The following is a 16871-nucleotide window of genomic DNA, read 5'->3' on the forward strand; positions in this document are numbered from 1 at the left end:
TCCTCGCAGAGGGGGCCGACGGATTCCCGGCCGGGCACGCGGCCGTATCCTGGTCATATGGCGGGCAAGCAGGACAAGGAAGCGGCCAAGCAGGCCAAGCGGGAAAAGCGCGCTGCGAGCAAGGCCCGGCGCGGCCAGCTGTTCGAGGCGTTCAAGATGCAGCGCCGCGAAGACCCGATGCTCATCCCCTGGATGGTCGGTTCGATCGTGGTCGTCGCCGGTGTGCTGTTTTGCATCGGGCTCATCTTCGGCATCCAGTGGACGCTGCTGCCGCTGGGCATCGTGCTCGGCATCCTGCTCGCCGTGATCATCTTCGGCAGGCGCGTGCAGCGCACGGTCTACGGCAAGGCCGACGGCCAGCCCGGCGCGGGAGCCTGGGCGCTGGAGAACATGCGCGGCAAGTGGAAGGTCACGCCGACCGTCGCCGCGACGACCCAGCTCGACGCCGTCCACCGCGTGCTCGGCCACCCCGGCGTGATCCTCGTGGCCGAAGGCGCGCCGCACCGGGTGAAGAGCCTGCTCGCGCAGGAGAAGAAGCGCGTGTCGCGGCTGGTCGGCGACACCCCGATCTACGACGTGACGATCGGGCACGAGGAGAAGCAGGTCCCCCTCAAGAAGCTGCAGTCGCACCTGACGAAGCTGCCGCGCAACCTCAAGCCGGCCCAGATCGACGCCCTCGAGGCGAAGCTGGCCGCGCTCGGCTCGCGCGGCGCCGCGATGCCGAAGGGCCCGATGCCCGCGGGCGCGAAGATGCGGAACGTGCAGCGCACCATCCGCCGTCGCTGACACTTGGTTGTCGAGAACCCCCGGTCCGCCACGACCGGGGGGTCTTCGCGTCCAGGAGTCAGCGCATCCGGATGACGACGGTGTTGGTGATGCGGTCGAGCCAGTTGCGGCCGTCGGCGTTGCGCACCAGCGGCGGGAGCAGCAGCACCGTGAGCACCATCCGCACCAGCGCGCGCCACGCGCCGACCATCGCCGCCCCGTCCAGGCGCGCCACCCGGATGCCGAGGGCCGCCATGCCGGGGGTGAAGCCGAAGAACGTGACCGGAATGACCGTGATGACCGCCCAGACGGCGCCCGCCCAGAGGTTGAACGTCTGCATCGCGGTGGCGTTCTGCAGGTCGTAGCGCACGAACAGGGCCGTGATCAGGGAGGCGAGCACCAGGTCGAGCACGAGCGCGAGGAAGCGCGGGCCGCCGCCCGCGACCGCGCCGACGCCCGATTCGGGCAGGCCCATCGACTCGCCGCGCCACTTCGGGGCCTCGCGCGGGCCCGCCGCGGTGGAGCCGTCGCCCGTGCCCGGCAGCCATTCACCCGTCCATCTCGCCACCCGTCCAGGGTATGCCGGTGGCGCGGACCACATCCGGCCTGGTCGACTGGGCAGTGACGGCGGCCCGTTAACACCCGCGAAACATTCGGGTGACGGTCGGGCAACACCGCCCTCTTAGCGTGAGCCGAAGAGAGTACAGCCGCCGGTAACGAACGAGAAGGAGTCACCGAGGGTGCCCACTACTCCAGACGACATTCAGCGCCTCATCGCCGACGAGAAGGTCGAGTCGATCGACGTCAGGTTCTGCGACCTGCCGGGCGTCATGCAGCACTTCACGGTGCCGGCCAAGGCGTTCGACCTGGAGGCGTACGAAGAGGGTCTCGCCTTCGACGGCTCCTCGGTGCGCGGCTTCCAGTCGATCCACGAGTCCGACATGCTGCTGCTGCCGGACCCCGAGACGGCGCGGATCGACCCGTTCCGCAAGGCGAAGACGCTCTCGCTGAACTTCTTCGTGCACGACCCGTTCACCCGCGAGGCCTACAGCCGCGACCCGCGCAACATCGCGCGCAAGGCCGAGCAGTACATCGCGGAATACGGCGTCGCCGACAACGTCTTCTTCGGCCCCGAGGCGGAGTTCTACATCTTCGACTCGGTCCGCTTCGAGGACGCCGAGCACCTGTCGTTCCACGAGATCGACTCGGTCGAGGGCTGGTGGAACACCGGTGCCGACACCGAGGGCGGGAACCAGGGCTACAAGACGAAGTTCAAGGGCGGATACTTCCCCGTCCCGCCGGTCGACCACTTCGCCGACCTGCGCGACGACATCGTCCGCACGCTGACGAACTCCGGCTTCGAGATCGAGCGCGCGCACCACGAGGTGGGCACCGCCGGCCAGACGGAGATCAACTACAAGTTCAACACGCTGCTGCACGCTGCCGACGACCTGCAGCTGTTCAAGTACATCGTGAAGAACACCGTGTTCGCCGCGGGCAAGACCGCGACGTTCATGCCGAAGCCGCTCGCCGGCGACAACGGCTCGGGCATGCACTGCCACCAGTCGCTGTGGAAGGACGGCCAGCCGCTGTTCCACGACGAGTCCGGCTACGCGGGCCTGTCCGACACGGCGCGGCACTACATCGGCGGCCTGCTCAAGCACGCGCCGAGCCTGCTGGCGTTCACCAACCCGACGGTGAACTCCTACCACCGCCTGGTGCCGGGCTTCGAGGCCCCGGTTTCGCTGGTGTACTCGCAGCGCAACCGCTCCGCGTGCGTCCGCATCCCGATCACCGGCAACAACGCGAAGGCCAAGCGCGCCGAGTTCCGCTGCCCGGACTCGTCGGGCAACCCGTACCTCGCGTTCTCCGCGATGATGATGGCCGGGCTCGACGGCATCAAGAACAAGATCGAGCCGCCGGAGCCGATCGACAAGGACCTCTACGAGCTGCCGCCCGAGGAGGCCAAGAACGTCAAGCTGGTCCCGGGCGACCTGGGCACCGTGCTGGACACCCTGGAGCAGGACCACGACTACCTGCTCGAGGGCGGCGTCTTCACGCCCGACGTGATCGAGACGTGGATCCAGTACAAGCGCGAGAACGAAATCGACCCGCTGCGGCTTCGCCCGCACCCGTACGAGTTCTCGCTGTACTACGACGTGTGATGCAAGACCGGGTTTGACCTGGTAAACGCCTGCTTTCGGTCCACCTCGGGCCGTCTGCCGGCCGGCATCGCGAACAAGCGGCCGGTTCCGCCACCCGTGCGGACCGGCCGCTTGCGTTTCATGGGACCGCGCCTGCCGTTCCGCTGGTGACCGCCTCCCCTAGGGTGCTTCCATGCAATCCCGCGCGGAAGGACGAGAGCCAATTTTCTCGCCCGAAGAGCTCGCGTCGGCGGCGCGAAACTGCCCGGCGCTCGCCGAGGCGGCGAAGCTGGCCGAATGGGTCGGGCCCGGTCGGCCGCTGACCGCTCGCGGAGTGCTCAGGCCCGCTGCCGCCGTCGAGGCGTGCGACCTGCTCGGGATCGAACTGACGACCCGCAAGCCCCGCAGCGCACTGGACATCGGGCAACTGATGATGGCGTGGTTCGCCGCGTCGGCGGCCGGATTCGTCGAGGTGGAACGTGGTCGCGCGACGGCAGGCGCCGCGCTGGAGACCTGGGCCAAGGGGACCGCGGACGAGGTGCTGACCGTCTGGACCCGGTGCACGATGGAGTGTTTCGGGCTGGCCGGTGAGGCGGGCGAGCCCGATCCGGAGGTTCTGGACGGGTTGGCCGTGCTGTACGAGCGGGACGGCGCGATCTCGCTGGACGACCTGAGCGAGGACATCGCGGGGGTCCTCGCCGCCGACGTCGCACCGGGCTGTACTTGCCCGTCTTGCGAGCGGGCGGCCGGCCTGCACGATGACCCGGCAGGCACGACGGAAGACGGCAGCGAGATCGTCGAAGCCCTCGCCGAGTTCGGTCTCGCTGTCCTGCGCGGCGAAACCGCCGAACTGACCCCGCTGGGACATTGGTTCACCGATTTCCTGTTCCGCCGGAACGCCCCCGCGGCCGGAGCCGATGCCGCCACGCTGGTGAATGCGGTCGTCGCGCTGCCGGACCGGGTGGCCGCGCTGCTGGCGCGGCCCTGGCTGTCCGCCCGTTCGCCGGCCGAGGCCGCAGCTGAACTGATCGCGGCCGGCGAATCCTCCTCGGGGCCGCAGCGGCCCGCCGCGCTGGAGCTGGCTCGCACATGCGGCCCGGACGCGGCCCCGGCTTGGCGGGAGTGGGCGGGCAGGGAAGGGTTCGGCGCCTACGCGCGGATCTGGCTCGCCGAGCAGGACGGCACGGAGCCTGCCGAGAACGATCTGGCCTGGACCGCCGTGGACGCACTCGGCATCCTGCAGGACACGCTGGCACCCGATCTGTCCCCGCACACGCTGTCCGGCCTGTTCCAGGACCAGGCGGGAGCGGAACTGGCGGAAATCCTGCCGCTGCTGGCCGGCACTGGCCATCCGGCAGCCGACCGGCTGGTCAAGTTGCTTCCGGTCCCTCCGATGGCCAGACGGCGCGACAGTCCACCAGACGCGCTCGTCCGGACGAGCGCGCCGCCACCGGCCGCCGCGGTGCGCCCTGACGCCCGTTACCGGATCAAACTCGCCCTGCGCGACGTGACGCACCCGCCGGTGTGGCGACGCCTGGAGGTGCCGGCCGATCTCGACCTCGGCCAGGTGCACGAGGTGATCCAGACCGCGATGGGCTGGGAGAACTGCCATCTGCACGTGTTCTCCGCGGGCGATGCCGAGTACGGAATGCCCGACCCGGATCTCGGCCACGCGAACGAGCGGGCGGTGCGTCTGTCCCAGCTGCTGACCGAGGCAGGCGACCGGCTGGGCTACACCTACGACTTCGGCGACGGCTGGGAACACGACCTCACCCTGGAGGAAATCCTGCCTGCCGAAGCCGGAACGACCGGTGCGATCTGCACCGTCGGCAAAGGGGCGTGTCCGCCGGAGGACTGCGGCGGCCCGTACGGCTACCAGGAGCTGAAGGCGATACTGGCCGATCCGGGCGACGACGAACACGAGGACATGCTCGGATGGCTCGGTTTGGCTTCGCCCGGCGACTTCGACCCGCACGCATTTTCCGCCGAGGACGCCAATCGCCGGCTCGACCAGCTCACCGGGCGCCACCTGCGCATCGTGCGCTGACTCTGCTTCGTCCCCGCATGCCGCGACGCGGACGGCCTCGGCCGCGTCGCCGAACATCACTGGCACGATGGGATGTTCCGCCGGGCAGGAGGCAAAAGCCAGCAGCCGTCAACTGGTCGCGGAAGCGAGCGGTGTTCCGATGGAGGGCGGTACGGCGGGCGGAGTCAGTCACGAGGTCCAGGGCTGTGAGCGAGCCTGCTACGAGGGCGAGGCCGGAACTGCTGGACCTCGCGGCGGCTGCCGTCCCAGCCGGTTCGGTGCAGCCAGTCTTCGAAGGTCATCAGGCCGGGGTGGAGGCGGCGCAGCAGGGCGAGGTCGCGGTCGTGAGCGGCGACGTCGTGTTGCTGGAAGAAGCCGAACATTCCGGCGTAGTCGTGGCCGACGTCGGGGATGCTCGTGCGGAGGGCGCCGAGTGGCAGGTCTTCGTAGCGGGAGGGCGTCCCGGTTACCCGCTCGAAAGTTGCGGCGATTTCGGGGCCGGTGAGGCTGTCCGCGGACACCGCTAGATCGCGTGCGCCCCAGGATTGCCAGTGTTCCAGCAGGTGTACCGCGAACCAGGCGATGTCGGCCAGGGCGATCATGGGGTACCGGCCGGTACCGAGCGGGAGGGTGAAGACCACGGCCTCGTCGCCCTCGGGTGACAGGCGGGACTGGAGGTTCTCGAAGTACGGCGAGGTCACCAGGATCGAGACGTGCTCGGAATACCACCCGTCCGGTTCGCGGCGCATCATTTCTTCGGATCGGTGCAGCTGGATGTGTGCGGCGACTGCGGCTTTGGCTTCGTAATGCGGCACGAGAACGCGGCCGGCGGTGAGCGTCGCGGTGCTGTCCAGCGAGGACCACACGAATCGGTCGACGCCGTGTTGTCGGGCTGCTTCGAGGATGCCCGTGCCTTGCGTGAACTCGGCGAGCGGGCTTCGCGTGGAGAAGAAATCGGTGTTGCAGAAGACTCGGGAGACGCCGTTCAGCGCGCGCTCGATGCTTCGCGGATCGCTTGCGTCGCCTCGGACTAACCGCACTCGGTCGTGGGAAAGGGCTGTCGCGCGCGGTGAATCTGGGTCGCGGGTGAGCACGGTGACTTCGTCGTCTGTACCGGCCAGGAGCCGGGTGACGACACGGCTGCCCATGGCTCCGGTTCCGCCGATGACGAGGGTGTGGGTCATGACGCGGCCTTCTCGAGCACGTGCTCGGCGAGTTCGTGGTGGGTGGCGATCCAGAGGTCGTCTCGGAGGAGGGCGACTTCCTGGAGCAACTGGTCGAATTGGTCGGCGAACAGAGGGCGTCCGCCGACGTGGGCGTGGACGGTCAGGTTGAGGATTCCTGGGGTCGGCTGGCGGAGGAGGTAATCGAGAAAGTCGACGTGGATGTCCCGGTATGCGCGCGGGCCCGCCATGACGCCGCGTACGTCGGTGAAGTCGCTGTGCATCAAGTAGACCAAGGGGCCTGCGGACGTGGTCGTGACGTACGGCAAATCCTGGTCGCTGTGGTCGCCGGACCAGAGGTAGCCGGACGCGGCGAGCAGGTCCGGGGTGCGGCGGGATTCGGTGGCGCGTGGGCTGAGCCAGCCGGTGGGCCTGGAGCCGGTGATGTCTCGCAGGATTTCGGTGCAGCGGTTGATGTTTTCCACTTCGGCGTCGGGATCGAGCTGCCCGGGAATGACGTCCTGGGCGTAGGAATGCGCGGCGATCTCGTGTCCGGCGGCGTGTGCGGCGAGCACCGGTTCGGGGTGTCGCTCGGCGAGAAGGCCGCTGACGCCGAAGGTGGCCGGCAGGTCGTGCCGGTCCAGGATTTCGAGCAGCCGCCACACTCCGGTCGTCGCCCCGTATTCGGCCCACGACATGCTGTGCCGGCACTCCACGCCGGGCAGCGGCCAGGCGGCGGCCATCGGCGCGTAGACCGGCCAGTGGCCGTCGGACCACGACTCGAGCGCGACGCAGATCTTCACCGCGACCTTCTTGCCGTCCGGCCAAGCCCGCACGGGTCCCATGGGCATTCTCCGCTTCTTTCCGTCGGAATTTCGACGGTAGCCGCGGGCGGGCGATTCATTTAGCCTCGTAGGCGGAGAGGATTTATCCACGCGATGCATAAGCCAGAAGTCACGCTCGACCGCATGCGCACGTTCGTCCGGGTCGCCGAAAGCGGCAGTTTCTCCGCGGTGGCCCGGGATCTCGGCGTCGGGCAGTCCACCGTCACCCGGCATGTCGGCGACCTGGAGGAGGCGCTCGGGGTCTCCGTGTTCAGCCGCACCACCAGGAGCATTTCGCTGACCGACGAGGGCCGCCGCTATTACGCCCGTGCCACGGAGATCCTCCGGCTGGTCGAACAGGCTCAGCAGGAAGTCGAAGACGCCAGGACCGGCGCGTCCGGGAAAGTGCGGATCTCGTGTTCGGCCTTCTTCGGAGTGATGCACCTGAGCCGGTTGATCTTCGGCTTCCAGGATCGCTATCCGGACATTCGCGTCGACTTCGTCCTCACCGACGAGCGCTCCGACCTGATCCGCGACGGCGTGGACATCGCGATTCAGCTCGGGCCGCAGCCGGACAGCGAACTACGCCTGCGCCCGCTCGGGATGGCGCATCAGATTCTGGTCGCGTCACCCGATTATCTCGCGCGGCGCGGAACGCCTGAGTCGCCGGAAGATCTCTCGTCGCACGACGTGATTCGCCGGACCAGCGTCGCCAAGAGCGGCGAACTGACGCTGATCGACGAACAGGGCACGGAGCACGTCGCGACCTTCACGCCTCGGCTTCGGGTCGATCACGGTCTCGCGGCTCGGGAAGCGCTCGTTGCTGGCCGCGGAATCGCGCCCGTGCCTTGGTGGCTGGTGGACGACCTTCTGCGTGACGGAGCGCTGCGGGCGGTGCTGTCTGAGTACGGTTGCGCGCCGGTGCCAGTGAATCTGCTCGTCGTGCCGGAGCGGGCGGAGCTGACGCGGGTGCGGCTTTTGCGGGACTTTCTCGCGGACGAGATCACGCGGGTTCCGGGAGTGGGGCCGCTGCTTCGTCAGTGAGGCTTGCTGGCGCGGATGATCGCCGAGTACAGCTTGTTTCCGACCTCGTGCGTACGCCGGATGTCCACGTCCACGAGACCCGCGGCGTGGAGCAAGGCTCGGTAATCGTCCGCTGTCAGTGTTCCGCCGAGGCATTCCTCGTCGGCGGCCGCGCGCTCCGCCGCGGTCAGCGTTTCCTCGGCGAGGAGGTCGGTCACGCCGAGGCGGCCGCCGGGACGCAGCACGCGTGCGACTCCCGCGAACACAGCCGGTTTGTCCGGCGACAGGGCGATGACGCAGTTGGAGATCACGACGTCGACAGTGTTGTCCGGCAAGGGAATGGCTTCGATCGTGCCTTTGACGAACTCGACATTCGCGACTTCCGCCTGCGCGGCCTGTCGCCGGGCGAGAGCGAGCATTTCGTCGGTCATGTCGAGGCCGATGGCGCGGCCGGAAGGTCCGACGCGCCGCGCGGAAAGCAGGACATCCAGGCCGCCACCGGAGCCGAGGTCGAGGACAGTTTCGCCGGGGCGCAGGTCGGCGACGGCGAGCGGGTTGCCGCAGCCCAGACTGGTGGCTGCCACGGTTTCGGGGACGTCTTCCCCGGCGTAGTGCAGTGCGCCGAGTTCCCCGGCGGCTTCGCCGGCCAGCGCTCGTCGTGCGGCATTGGCGTAGCGTTCCCGGACCGCGTCCTGATCTGGACTCATCTCGGTACCTCGCAAGCGATGTCGGCGAAGGGGACGGCGGCGCGGCCCATGACGACGTCGGCCGCGCTGGGGAAGCAGGACAAACACCGCTCGTTCACCCGGTACAACCGGGCGGTGCCGTGCGGCTGCACGAGGACGAACCGAGCTTCGGTGAGGATCTTCAGATGCGCCGAGACGGTCGATTGGCTCACGCTTACCTGCTCGACGATTTCGCCGACCGACAGCGGGCGATTCGCGGAGGCGATCAGGTGCAGGATCTGGACGCGCGTCGGATCCGCGAGCGCGCGGAACCATCCGGCGTAGGTCTCCGCCTCGGCTCGGTCCAACACGGCAACCCCCTTCATCGTCCATCGACGATAGACGATGAAGGGGTCAGTTGGCTAGTTCGGCGAGCAGCGCCCGGACCCGGCGGTCGATCTCGTCGCGGATGGGACGGACCTGCTCGGGCGGGAGGCCCGCCGGGTCGTCGAGCTGCCAGTCCAGGTAGCGCTTGCCGGGGAAGACCGGGCAGGCGTCGCCGCAACCCATGGTGATGACGACATCCGCCGACTGGACGCCTTCGACGGTCAAGGGCTTGGGGAATTCGCGGGACAGGTCGATGCCGAGTTCGGCCATGACCGCGACGACGGCGGGGTTGACTGTGTCGGCCGGCGCGGATCCGGCGGACCGGACGACGACCTTGCCCCGCGCGTGATGGTGCAGCAACCCGGCCGCCATCTGCGAACGCCCGGCGTTGTGGACGCACACGAAAAGCACTTCAGGGACGCTCATGACGCAACCGCCGCGGTCGCGAATCGGCGGCGAAGCGCGAGAGACACGTAGACCAGCGCGACAAGGACCGGGACTTCGATGAGCGGCCCGACCACTCCGGCGAGCGCCTGTCCGCTCATGGCGCCGAACGTCGCGATCGCGACCGCGATGGCGAGCTCGAAGTTGTTGCCCGCCGCGGTGAACGCCAGGGTGGTGGTCCGCTCGTACGACAGGCCGACCGCCTTGCCGAGCGCGTAGGAGCCCGCCCACATGAGTCCGAAGTAGACCAACAACGGCAGTGCGATCCGGGCGACGTCGAGCGGACGGCTGGTGATCTGGTCTCCCTGCAACGCGAACAGGACCACGATGGTGAACAGCAGCCCGTACAGCGCGACCGGGCCGACCTTCGGCAGGAACCGGGATTCGTACCAGGTGCGGCCCTTCGCGCGTTCGCCCAGCCGCCGGGAAAGGTAGCCGGCGAGCAGCGGAATGCCCAGGAACACCAGCACGCTCTTGGCGATCTGCCACGCGGAAACGCTCAGATCGGCTTGCGGCAGACCGAGCCAGCCGGGCAGCACGGCGAGGTAGAACCAGCCGAGGACGCCGAACATGACGACCTGGAACACCGAGTTGAGCGCGACCAGCACGGCGGCGGCTTCCCGGTCGCCGCAGGCGAGGTCGTTCCAGATGATCACCATCGCGATGCAGCGGGCGAGGCCGACGATGATCAGCCCGGTCCGGTATTCCGGCAGGTCGGGCAGCAGCAGCCAGGCGAGCGCGAACATCAGCGCCGGGCCGATCAGCCAGTTCAGCACCAGCGACGGCCACAGCAGCCGCCGGTCCGCGGTCACGCTGCCGAGCCGGTCGTAGCGGACTTTCGCCAGCACCGGGTACATCATCACGAGCAGCCCGAGCGCGATCGGCAGCGAGATCCCGTCGACCTCCACCGCGGACAACACGGTGTTCAGTCCCGGAATCCACCGGCCGGCCAGCAGCCCGAGCACCATCGCGGCGGCGATCCACACCGGGAGGAAGCGGTCCAAAGTGGACAGTTTGCCGACGACGCCGGTTTCCGCCGTCATGCCCTAGCCTCCGCGTCGCTCGGGACGAGCACGGCCGAGAGCCGGGCGAGGACTTCCGGGTGGACGCGGTAGTAGACCCAGGTGCCGCGCCGCTCCCCGGTGATCAAGCCGGATTCGCGCAGCACCTTCAGGTGATGGGAGATCGTGGGACCGGTCAGGTCGAACGCGTCGGTCAGGTCGCAGACGCACGCTTCCCCGCCCGCGTGGGACGCGATCAGCGACAGCAGCCGCAGCCGCACCGGGTCGGACATCGCCTTGAACAGCTTCGACAGTTCCGCGGCCTGATCCTCGGACAGCGGTTCGCGCGCCAACGGGGTACAGCACGCGCTGATCGCCGCCAGCAGGATTTGCTTCGACATACGTCTATCTTGACAGATCTCTAGATAGACAGCAATCTAGGTCCATCCTGTTTCGACAACCATCTATTCAAGGAGTGCCGATGTCTCGAGTTCAGCTCGCCCTGCGGGTCGGTGACCTGGCTGGTTCGATCGACTTCTACTCAAAGCTGTTCGGCGTCGAACCGGCCAAGCTCCGGCCGGGTTACGCCAACTTCGCCGTCGCGGAGCCCGCGCTCAAGCTCGTGCTGCTGGAAGGCGAGCCGGGCCAGAACACGGTCTTGGACCACCTCGGCGTCGAGGTCGAATCGACCGACGAGGTCAACGAGGCCAGCAAGCGGCTCACCGGAGAAGGCCTGGAGACGCTGACCGAGGACAACACGACCTGCTGCTATGCCGTGCAGGACAAGGTGTGGGTGCACGGTCCCGGGCAGGAGCCTTGGGAGGTCTACACCGTCAAGGCGGATTCCCAGACGTACGGCTCCGACAGTGCCGCGCTCGCCACGTGCTGCACGTCCGATGAGGCGGCCAAGCCAGAGGGTTGTTGCGCCTGACAACCGGTGGCGCGTTCCACGGTGCTTCGCGGGCACGGACAGGCACGCCCTACGCTGCCAACGTGCCCGCTTCGGACCGGCAAGGACGGTAAACCCACCGTGCGCATGTATTTCGAGCCCGAGGACGCCGACGCGTTCGAGGCGGCCAAGGCCCTGCTGGTCCGGCGCTGCGCGGCCGATGACGAGCACGTCGATCCACTGACAGTGGAATCGGCGCTGAACTTCCGGCACCACAGCATCGACGGTCGGCTGGGCTACTGGACGACAAGTCTGGTCGCGGAATTCCTGTTGTCCTACACGCCTCGGACGCTGTCGGCCGCTCCCGAGGACGCGGCCGGCGTCCCGGACGATCTGCGGCTGTTCCTGCGCTGGCTGCACGCGAACGAACTCGCCGACCCCACGGGCGATCCGCTGGCCGACCTCGACGCCGCGGCGGTGAACGCCAGCTACGGATTCGCCGCGGCGATGGCCGACGAACGGAACTTCGGTGTGGCCAAGTTCTGGGTCATGAACGCGCTCCGGCAGGGCATCGATCCCACGGACAACGCGGCCATGGAACGTTTTCTCGACGAAGTTCGTGCGGGGAACGTCGACTTCGACGAAGCAGTGCTCGAAGAGATCGCCGCCCGGCACCTCCTCGACGGCGGCCAGCCTGAACGTGCGGTGCCGCAGCTGCCGGTGTCGCTTCCGCCGGACGCGGAGCTCGCGGAGGCAGCCGAGCGGACACCGGTCGTCGCCCGGTTGCGCGCACTGGTCGAATGGGTCGGCGACGGCCGGGCGCTGACCTCGACCGGCCAGCTGAAACTGGCCGATGCGCGCGAACTGGTGGACCTGCTGGGCACTGGCGACCGGATCGATCCGACGATCGGCGACCGGGTTTTCCGGACCCAGAGCAGCGCCGACCTGCCCGTGCTGGCCGGACTGGTCGAGCTGGCGAAAGAGATCCGCGTCGTCCGGGCGGTCAAGGGCAAGCTGGTGCGCGTCGCGAAGAACGCGCGGCTGCTCCGGGACAGTCTCGCTCTCTGGATCGCGGCGTTCGACGCACTGCCCTCCCCCGAACTCGTCGTGCAAGGACGCTGGGTGCCGCAGTACACCGTGCTGTTCGGCGAAATCATCGACATCGTGCTGCCGGACGTGCTCAACGCTCTTTACGGCTTTCCCGAACCGATGCCGGTGGTCCGGCTCGAGGAAACCGTCTGGCTGTCCTTCCTCGAAGCCGTCTGGCTTGAGGACCCGGACGATCCGGAGACGCGTCACGGAATCGGCGCCGATCTGCGCCGGGTGTTCGCCACGCTCGCGGACTTCGGCGCGGTCACGCTCACGACCGGTGCGCCCGATCCGATTTTCCGCGCCGATCTCGGCCCGGACGGGCCCGCCGGGTTTCCGCCGGACACCGATGCCCGCCTGCGGACCGCGCTTTCCGGCGAAAGCACCGACCTGGTGAGACTGACTCCGTTGGCGGCTCGGGCGGTCCGCGCCCGCATGGTCGCCGAAGGCCGCCACGCCCCGCTGATCGGGGAGCTGTCCGACGCCGAACCCGCCGGGTTGCTCGGCTTGCTCTCCGAGCACTACCCGCCGGAGGCCGCGAAAGCGGAATTGACCAACTGGATGGCCGCGTGCGGAGGACGGCGACTCGCGCTGCCGCTCCTGCTGAACGCAGTCCGCCGCAGCCCGTTCCGCACGCGCGCGCGAGCGATGCTCGACGTGACGGTCCAGGCTCTTCCCGACGGCACCGCGGTGCTGCGGGAACTGAGCCACGACCGGCAGCTCGGACCGATCGCCGTGCAACTCCTCATCGACGACGGCGAGTTCCCGATGGAGGACCTCGGCGAACAGGAAGCACTGCGCGGCATGGCCGAACACTTCATTCACCTGCTCGAAACCGGCGGCCCCGAGGCGGTCTCCGACACTCTCGCCACGATCCCGCCCGACAAGGCTCGCGGCTTGACCGCGAACGTGCTCGCCTGCGGCCATCCCGACGAGACGGGCTTGGCGGAGCTTCGGGAGGTGTTCGCCCGGCCGCGGCCTGGACACTCGACCGCGCATCCGCTGGCCGGGGTTTCCCGGTCTTCGAACAAATCGCGCAAGAAGCGGCGCTGAGCCCACGCGGGCGAGCACCCCGGCTGTCCTGACTGGCCCGGACCGACGTCCGGGGCTCCTGCCTGCGCGCCCGGCCGATCCGCGCCCATGATCCGGACCGCCTCCGCTGATGCCGGTGCCAGCGAGCGCCCCCGGCCGGTCGTTGATCCGGAGCGGCGACACCTCTTGCCACCAGCTGTCCGGCGCCGTTATGTTAATGAGAAATCACTTCTTCCGAGACTGTCGACAGGGGTCGGCGAGCAGCCCCTGGCCGGTGATGGGATGGCAACGACGCCTACCAGAGAGGCAGACAAGTACATGGAGAATCTCAGCAGAAGGAAGGTGCTGACCCTCGGCGCGGCGTTGGGCATCGCGGGGATGGCGGGCACCACCGGCACCGCGTGGGCTTGGTCGAGCAAGGGGTCCATCGCCGGGAGCGGGACGGGGGCCGATCCGTTCCAGGTGTGGGACGACAGCGCGGACGCGGTCGCCAAGGCGTTGCTGGCCGAGGGCAAAGTAGCGGCGGTCAACAAGGCCTGGGAAGGCTGGATCGACAACAGTGCGCCGTTGCCCGCCGGCATGCCGGACTATCTGGTGACGTATCTGCAGCAGGTCAACAAGCTGCCGTCGTGGGCGGATCCGGCGAAGCTTGCCGCGTCGGAGAAGCTTTATACCCGGTTGAGCAGTTATCTGTTCGTCTCGGAGACGCTCGGCAGCGGGATCATGAGCACCGTTATCCCGCGGGAGGCGCGGGCGGTTTACTGGTCGGCCGGCGGCGCGGACATGAAGCAGCGGGCGGCCAAGACGTTCACCTTCGGCTACGACCTGCACAACTCCAAAGCTTGGGCACCGGACGGGCATTTTGTCGTTACGGCCAACAAGACTCGCCTCGTGCACGCGGCGGTGCGGAATTTGCTGCCGACGTCGGCGAAGTACCAGGCGGGCGCGGATCAGCTCAAGCCGATCAGCAACGGGGACATTCTGCGGACGTTCCATTCTGTGGCGACTTTCGCGCGCAGCAACATGCTCAAGTGGCACATCGCGTTGTCGACGGCGGAGCAGGACGCGGATCTGCATGCCTGGCAGGTCGCGCTCCATCTGCTCGGCGTCCAGGAGCAGTTCATTCCGCAGACGTGGGCGGACGCGGAAGCGCAGGCTCAGCAGATGTTGTGGCCGGTGCTCGGGCCGACCGAGGAAGGGGTCAGCCTGGCGAAGACGTTGCTCGGGTATATCGAGAATCCGACGCTCGGGCTCGATTCCGGGTTCGTCAACGAACTGGTGCGGTATCTGCTCAACGACCAGATGGGCGATTGGCTCGGACTCCCCCGCGACTACGCGCAGGCGGCGTTGGTGCGGATCGAATGGCCTGCCTATGTGGCGTTCCGGGAAGGGGCGTCCAAGATCATGCCGGGCAGCTTCTATCTTTTCGATCAGTTCGTGCGCGGCATTTCGATGCTGTACCTCAACAACGGGACCTCGCCGACGCAGACGCCGATCACGCTTCCGACGGCGAATCGGCCGGGAGCCTAGAGGCCCAATGCGCTCAACAGGAAAGCGGTAGCGGCGGCGCGGTGGCCGGGGGTGTCCTCCCACCGCAGCCGCCGGCCGGTTTCGACTACTGCGCCGAAGCCCGCGTGCACCAGTACGCGGGCTTGGTGCGCGTCCAACTCCGGCCGGGCCTGGCGGAGTTGTTGTTCCCAGACCGCGATGTGCTCGCGTTGGGCGAGGATCAGCGGGCGTTGCAACGCGGCGGGCAGGCCGCCCAGTTCGGCGGCGGCGACGTTGGTCAGTGCGGTGTGTTCGAAGCTGTACGCCACGTACGTCGCGGCCAGAACGGGCAGGGCTTGCGCGCCGGTGGTGCCGTGGAGGTTTTGTTCTACGGCTTGAGACAGGAGTCCTGCGGCTTGCAGGCAGGCTGCCGCCAGGATTTCGGCTTTGTTGGGGAAATGGCGGTACAGCGCGGAAGGCACTATGCCCACGGCTTCGGCGATGCGGGCGTTCGTGACGGTCGCGAATCCGTCGCGCTCGAACAACGGCACCGCGGCGGCGAGGATCTGCGCGCGGCGGGTCCGTGCGACGGGCTGGGCGGGCAGCTCCACCGAAGGCGCGGTCGGGGTGATCGTCGACGTGGCGAGGCGGAGGGCGGATTCGGCCAGCAAGTTCTCGGCGCGATGGTGGGCGATCGACGTGCGGTGCATGGTGATCGAGCCGATCGCGCCGAGTGCGGCTACGGCCCGGAGGTCCGCGTCCGGGGACGGCTGCACTACCTCGGTCACGCGCGCGACGACTTGGGCGAATTTCGCGCTCAGCACGCGCCGGTCCGGTCGGTCGAGGTAGCGGGCTTCCCAGCGGTACAGGCCGCCGGACTCGCGGTGGGCGACCGTGACCTGGGCCAGCGGACGGAGGACGGCCACGGCTGGTGCGTCAGCGGGCAGCGCGCCGAGGGCGGCGACGAGGCGGTCTGCCATCACGTTGGCGCACTCGGTGAAGAGGGCGTACTTGTTCGGGAAATGCCGGTACAGCGCCGCGGCAGTGATCCCGACGGCGGCGGCGATCTCCTCCATCGACGCCGCGTGGTAGCCGCGCTCGCTGAAGGCGCGGCCCGCCGCTTCGACGATGAGCTGCCTGCGATTGCGCGGACGCGTGGCCGCAGCCGGTTCGGAGGTCACTGCGGACCCCGAACACGCGGATGCGGAAGTACGGCCATGCCGGCCAGTCAATCACGAGACGGGCGGGTCTTCACGTGCGCGGACGCGTGGTTACCGCCACCGCCGGATCCAGGCCAGGAGGTCCGCGTCGCGCAGGGACGGGACCACGACGTCGGCGGGAAACTCGGTGCCGGACAACGTCGGGACCCCGACCACTGGCACGCCGGCGGCGCGGGCGGACCGAAGGCCGGTCATCGAGTCCTCGAAGGCGAGGGCCGAAGCCGGAGCCACGCCGAGCCGGGTGCAGGACGTCAGGTAGATCTCCGGAGCTGGCTTCGGCGCGACGACCTCGTCGGCAGCCACGCTGATCGAGAACTCGAAGCCGCCTCGCTTCAACGCGGCTTCCAGGAGAGCGCGTGGCGAGTTGCTGGCCACCGCGACCGGCACCGCGGCGGCGGCCAGTTCGACCAGTTCGTGGGCACCGGGCATCGCTTCGGCTTTGGCGGACACCACGTCGGTCACCAAGGCCAGCAACTCGTCCGCGATCGCGGGACCGTTGCCCGGTTCGCCGAAAACCTCGGCCATGGTGTCGGCCGCCGCGGCGAGCGATTTGCCGATGACCAGCGCCTTCTGCTCCGGTCCGAACGGGAGTCCACGGCGGGCGAAAAGCTCCGTTTCGCCGACCGACCAGCAGGGTTCGGTGTCCATCAGCAGGCCGTCGCAGTCGAAGACGACCGCCTGTGGCGTCCAGTCGAACAGCATTGGATCCCT

17 protein-coding genes are annotated in these 16871 nt (G+C 68.4%); 7 read left to right on the forward strand and 10 right to left on the reverse strand.

Annotated elements, in window-relative coordinates; genetic code table 11:
• The first annotated feature begins 57 nt into the window (after positions 1–57).
• Entirely contained in the window at positions 58–786 is a 729-nt protein-coding gene (locus DMP23_RS27740; RefSeq protein ID WP_134669710.1) for a DUF4191 domain-containing protein, read from the forward strand.
• A gap of 58 nt (positions 787–844) precedes the next feature.
• Here the strand turns inward: DMP23_RS27740 and DMP23_RS27745 are convergent, their stop codons facing one another.
• A complete protein-coding gene (locus DMP23_RS27745; protein WP_337823000.1) occupies positions 845–1333 on the reverse strand; it encodes an RDD family protein in 489 nt (162 codons plus the stop codon).
• A 172-nt stretch (positions 1334–1505) separates the two neighbouring features.
• On the opposite strand from DMP23_RS27745, the gene glnA reads away from it, so the two are divergent.
• Together glnA and DMP23_RS27755 are read left to right on the forward strand one after the other, a co-directional pair.
• Positions 1506–2930, forward strand: a complete 1425-nt coding sequence (gene glnA, locus DMP23_RS27750) for a type I glutamate--ammonia ligase (protein WP_037818277.1) — start codon at positions 1506–1508, stop codon at positions 2928–2930.
• A gap of 172 nt (positions 2931–3102) precedes the next feature.
• Positions 3103–4956: a plasmid pRiA4b ORF-3 family protein gene (locus DMP23_RS27755; protein ID WP_337823001.1), complete on the forward strand. Its 1854-nt coding sequence runs from the start codon at positions 3103–3105 to the stop codon at positions 4954–4956.
• Positions 4957–5120: 164 nt separating this feature from the next.
• On the opposite strand, the gene DMP23_RS27760 is transcribed toward DMP23_RS27755, so the two are convergent.
• Both DMP23_RS27760 and DMP23_RS27765 read right to left on the reverse strand, forming a co-directional pair.
• Positions 5121–6119, reverse strand: coding sequence for an NmrA/HSCARG family protein (locus DMP23_RS27760; RefSeq protein ID WP_337823002.1), 999 nt, complete (start codon positions 6117–6119; stop codon positions 5121–5123).
• The gene (locus DMP23_RS27765) at positions 6116–6949 is read right to left on the reverse strand and encodes a polysaccharide deacetylase family protein (RefSeq protein ID WP_337823003.1); all 834 of its coding nucleotides are present in this window, start codon (positions 6947–6949) and stop codon (positions 6116–6118) included. Before DMP23_RS27765 ends, DMP23_RS27760 begins: the two co-directional genes overlap by 4 nt.
• 87 nt (positions 6950–7036) lie before the next feature.
• Between DMP23_RS27765 and DMP23_RS27770 the strand changes: the two genes are divergently transcribed.
• On the forward strand, positions 7037–7966 hold the full coding sequence (locus DMP23_RS27770; RefSeq protein ID WP_337823004.1) for a LysR family transcriptional regulator: 930 nt from the start codon (positions 7037–7039) through the stop codon (positions 7964–7966).
• Here DMP23_RS27770 and DMP23_RS27775 read toward each other — a convergent pair.
• From DMP23_RS27775 to DMP23_RS27795, 5 genes are read right to left on the reverse strand one after another with little or no spacing between them, the layout of a single operon-like run.
• Positions 7960–8652, reverse strand: a complete 693-nt coding sequence (locus tag DMP23_RS27775) for a methyltransferase domain-containing protein (protein WP_337823005.1) — start codon at positions 8650–8652, stop codon at positions 7960–7962. The two genes, DMP23_RS27770 and DMP23_RS27775, sit on opposite strands and share 7 nt — an antisense overlap.
• Complete coding sequence (locus DMP23_RS27780; protein ID WP_337823006.1) at positions 8649–8981, reverse strand: ArsR/SmtB family transcription factor; 333 nt, start codon at positions 8979–8981, stop codon at positions 8649–8651. Before DMP23_RS27780 ends, DMP23_RS27775 begins: the two co-directional genes overlap by 4 nt.
• A 43-nt stretch (positions 8982–9024) precedes the next feature.
• Complete coding sequence (locus DMP23_RS27785; RefSeq protein ID WP_337823007.1) at positions 9025–9423, reverse strand: arsenate reductase ArsC; 399 nt, start codon at positions 9421–9423, stop codon at positions 9025–9027.
• Positions 9420–10484 carry an ACR3 family arsenite efflux transporter gene (arsB, locus tag DMP23_RS27790; RefSeq protein ID WP_337823008.1) on the reverse strand — a complete coding sequence of 355 codons (1065 nt, stop codon included), beginning with the start codon at positions 10482–10484 and terminating at the stop codon, positions 9420–9422. The genes DMP23_RS27785 and arsB overlap by 4 nt, the downstream gene beginning before the upstream one ends.
• On the reverse strand, positions 10481–10843 hold the full coding sequence (locus DMP23_RS27795) for an ArsR/SmtB family transcription factor (RefSeq protein ID WP_134732824.1): 363 nt from the start codon (positions 10841–10843) through the stop codon (positions 10481–10483). Before DMP23_RS27795 ends, arsB begins: the two co-directional genes overlap by 4 nt.
• An 80-nt stretch (positions 10844–10923) precedes the next feature.
• On the opposite strand from DMP23_RS27795, the gene DMP23_RS27800 reads away from it, so the two are divergent.
• From DMP23_RS27800 to DMP23_RS27810, 3 genes are all read left to right on the forward strand, one after another.
• Positions 10924–11373, forward strand: a complete 450-nt coding sequence (locus DMP23_RS27800) for an ArsI/CadI family heavy metal resistance metalloenzyme (RefSeq protein ID WP_337823009.1) — start codon at positions 10924–10926, stop codon at positions 11371–11373.
• Between the two features lie 105 nt (positions 11374–11478).
• Positions 11479–13473, forward strand: a complete 1995-nt coding sequence (locus DMP23_RS27805) for a hypothetical protein (RefSeq protein ID WP_337824455.1) — start codon at positions 11479–11481, stop codon at positions 13471–13473.
• A 297-nt stretch (positions 13474–13770) separates the two neighbouring features.
• Complete coding sequence (locus DMP23_RS27810) at positions 13771–14982, forward strand: oxygenase MpaB family protein (protein WP_238608442.1); 1212 nt, start codon at positions 13771–13773, stop codon at positions 14980–14982.
• Here DMP23_RS27810 and DMP23_RS27815 read toward each other — a convergent pair.
• Both DMP23_RS27815 and DMP23_RS27820 read right to left on the reverse strand, forming a co-directional pair.
• The gene (locus DMP23_RS27815) at positions 14979–16121 is read right to left on the reverse strand and encodes a TetR/AcrR family transcriptional regulator (RefSeq protein ID WP_337823010.1); all 1143 of its coding nucleotides are present in this window, start codon (positions 16119–16121) and stop codon (positions 14979–14981) included. The two genes, DMP23_RS27810 and DMP23_RS27815, sit on opposite strands and share 4 nt — an antisense overlap.
• A gap of 90 nt (positions 16122–16211) precedes the next feature.
• Positions 16212–16862, reverse strand: coding sequence for an HAD family hydrolase (locus DMP23_RS27820; RefSeq protein WP_238608444.1), 651 nt, complete (start codon positions 16860–16862; stop codon positions 16212–16214).
• Between the last annotated feature and the right edge of the window lie 9 nt (positions 16863–16871).

Origin of the sequence: Amycolatopsis sp. A1MSW2902 (genome assembly GCF_017312175.1) — a bacterium.
In the GTDB taxonomy this organism is placed as follows: Bacteria; Actinomycetota; Actinomycetes; order Mycobacteriales; family Pseudonocardiaceae; genus Amycolatopsis; species Amycolatopsis nivea.

Excerpts from the sequence above, each read along its gene's own strand:
- DMP23_RS27740 (WP_134669710.1), top strand. The coding sequence starts at position 58 with ATGGCGGGCAAGCAGGACAAGGAAGCGGCCAAGCAGGCCAAGCGGGAA.
- DMP23_RS27755 (WP_337823001.1), top strand. The coding sequence starts at position 3,103 with ATGCAATCCCGCGCGGAAGGACGAGAGCCAATTTTCTCGCCCGAAGAG.
- DMP23_RS27760 (WP_337823002.1), bottom strand. The coding sequence starts at position 6,119 with ATGACCCACACCCTCGTCATCGGCGGAACCGGAGCCATGGGCAGCCGT.
- DMP23_RS27765 (WP_337823003.1), bottom strand. The coding sequence starts at position 6,949 with ATGCCCATGGGACCCGTGCGGGCTTGGCCGGACGGCAAGAAGGTCGCG.
- DMP23_RS27770 (WP_337823004.1), top strand. The coding sequence starts at position 7,037 with ATGCATAAGCCAGAAGTCACGCTCGACCGCATGCGCACGTTCGTCCGG.
- DMP23_RS27775 (WP_337823005.1), bottom strand. The coding sequence starts at position 8,652 with ATGAGTCCAGATCAGGACGCGGTCCGGGAACGCTACGCCAATGCCGCA.
- DMP23_RS27785 (WP_337823007.1), bottom strand. The coding sequence starts at position 9,423 with ATGAGCGTCCCTGAAGTGCTTTTCGTGTGCGTCCACAACGCCGGGCGT.
- arsB (WP_337823008.1), bottom strand. The coding sequence starts at position 10,484 with ATGACGGCGGAAACCGGCGTCGTCGGCAAACTGTCCACTTTGGACCGC.
- DMP23_RS27795 (WP_134732824.1), bottom strand. The coding sequence starts at position 10,843 with ATGTCGAAGCAAATCCTGCTGGCGGCGATCAGCGCGTGCTGTACCCCG.
- DMP23_RS27800 (WP_337823009.1), top strand. The coding sequence starts at position 10,924 with ATGTCTCGAGTTCAGCTCGCCCTGCGGGTCGGTGACCTGGCTGGTTCG.
- DMP23_RS27805 (WP_337824455.1), top strand. The coding sequence starts at position 11,479 with ATGTATTTCGAGCCCGAGGACGCCGACGCGTTCGAGGCGGCCAAGGCC.
- DMP23_RS27810 (WP_238608442.1), top strand. The coding sequence starts at position 13,771 with ATGGAGAATCTCAGCAGAAGGAAGGTGCTGACCCTCGGCGCGGCGTTG.
- DMP23_RS27820 (WP_238608444.1), bottom strand. The coding sequence starts at position 16,862 with ATGCTGTTCGACTGGACGCCACAGGCGGTCGTCTTCGACTGCGACGGC.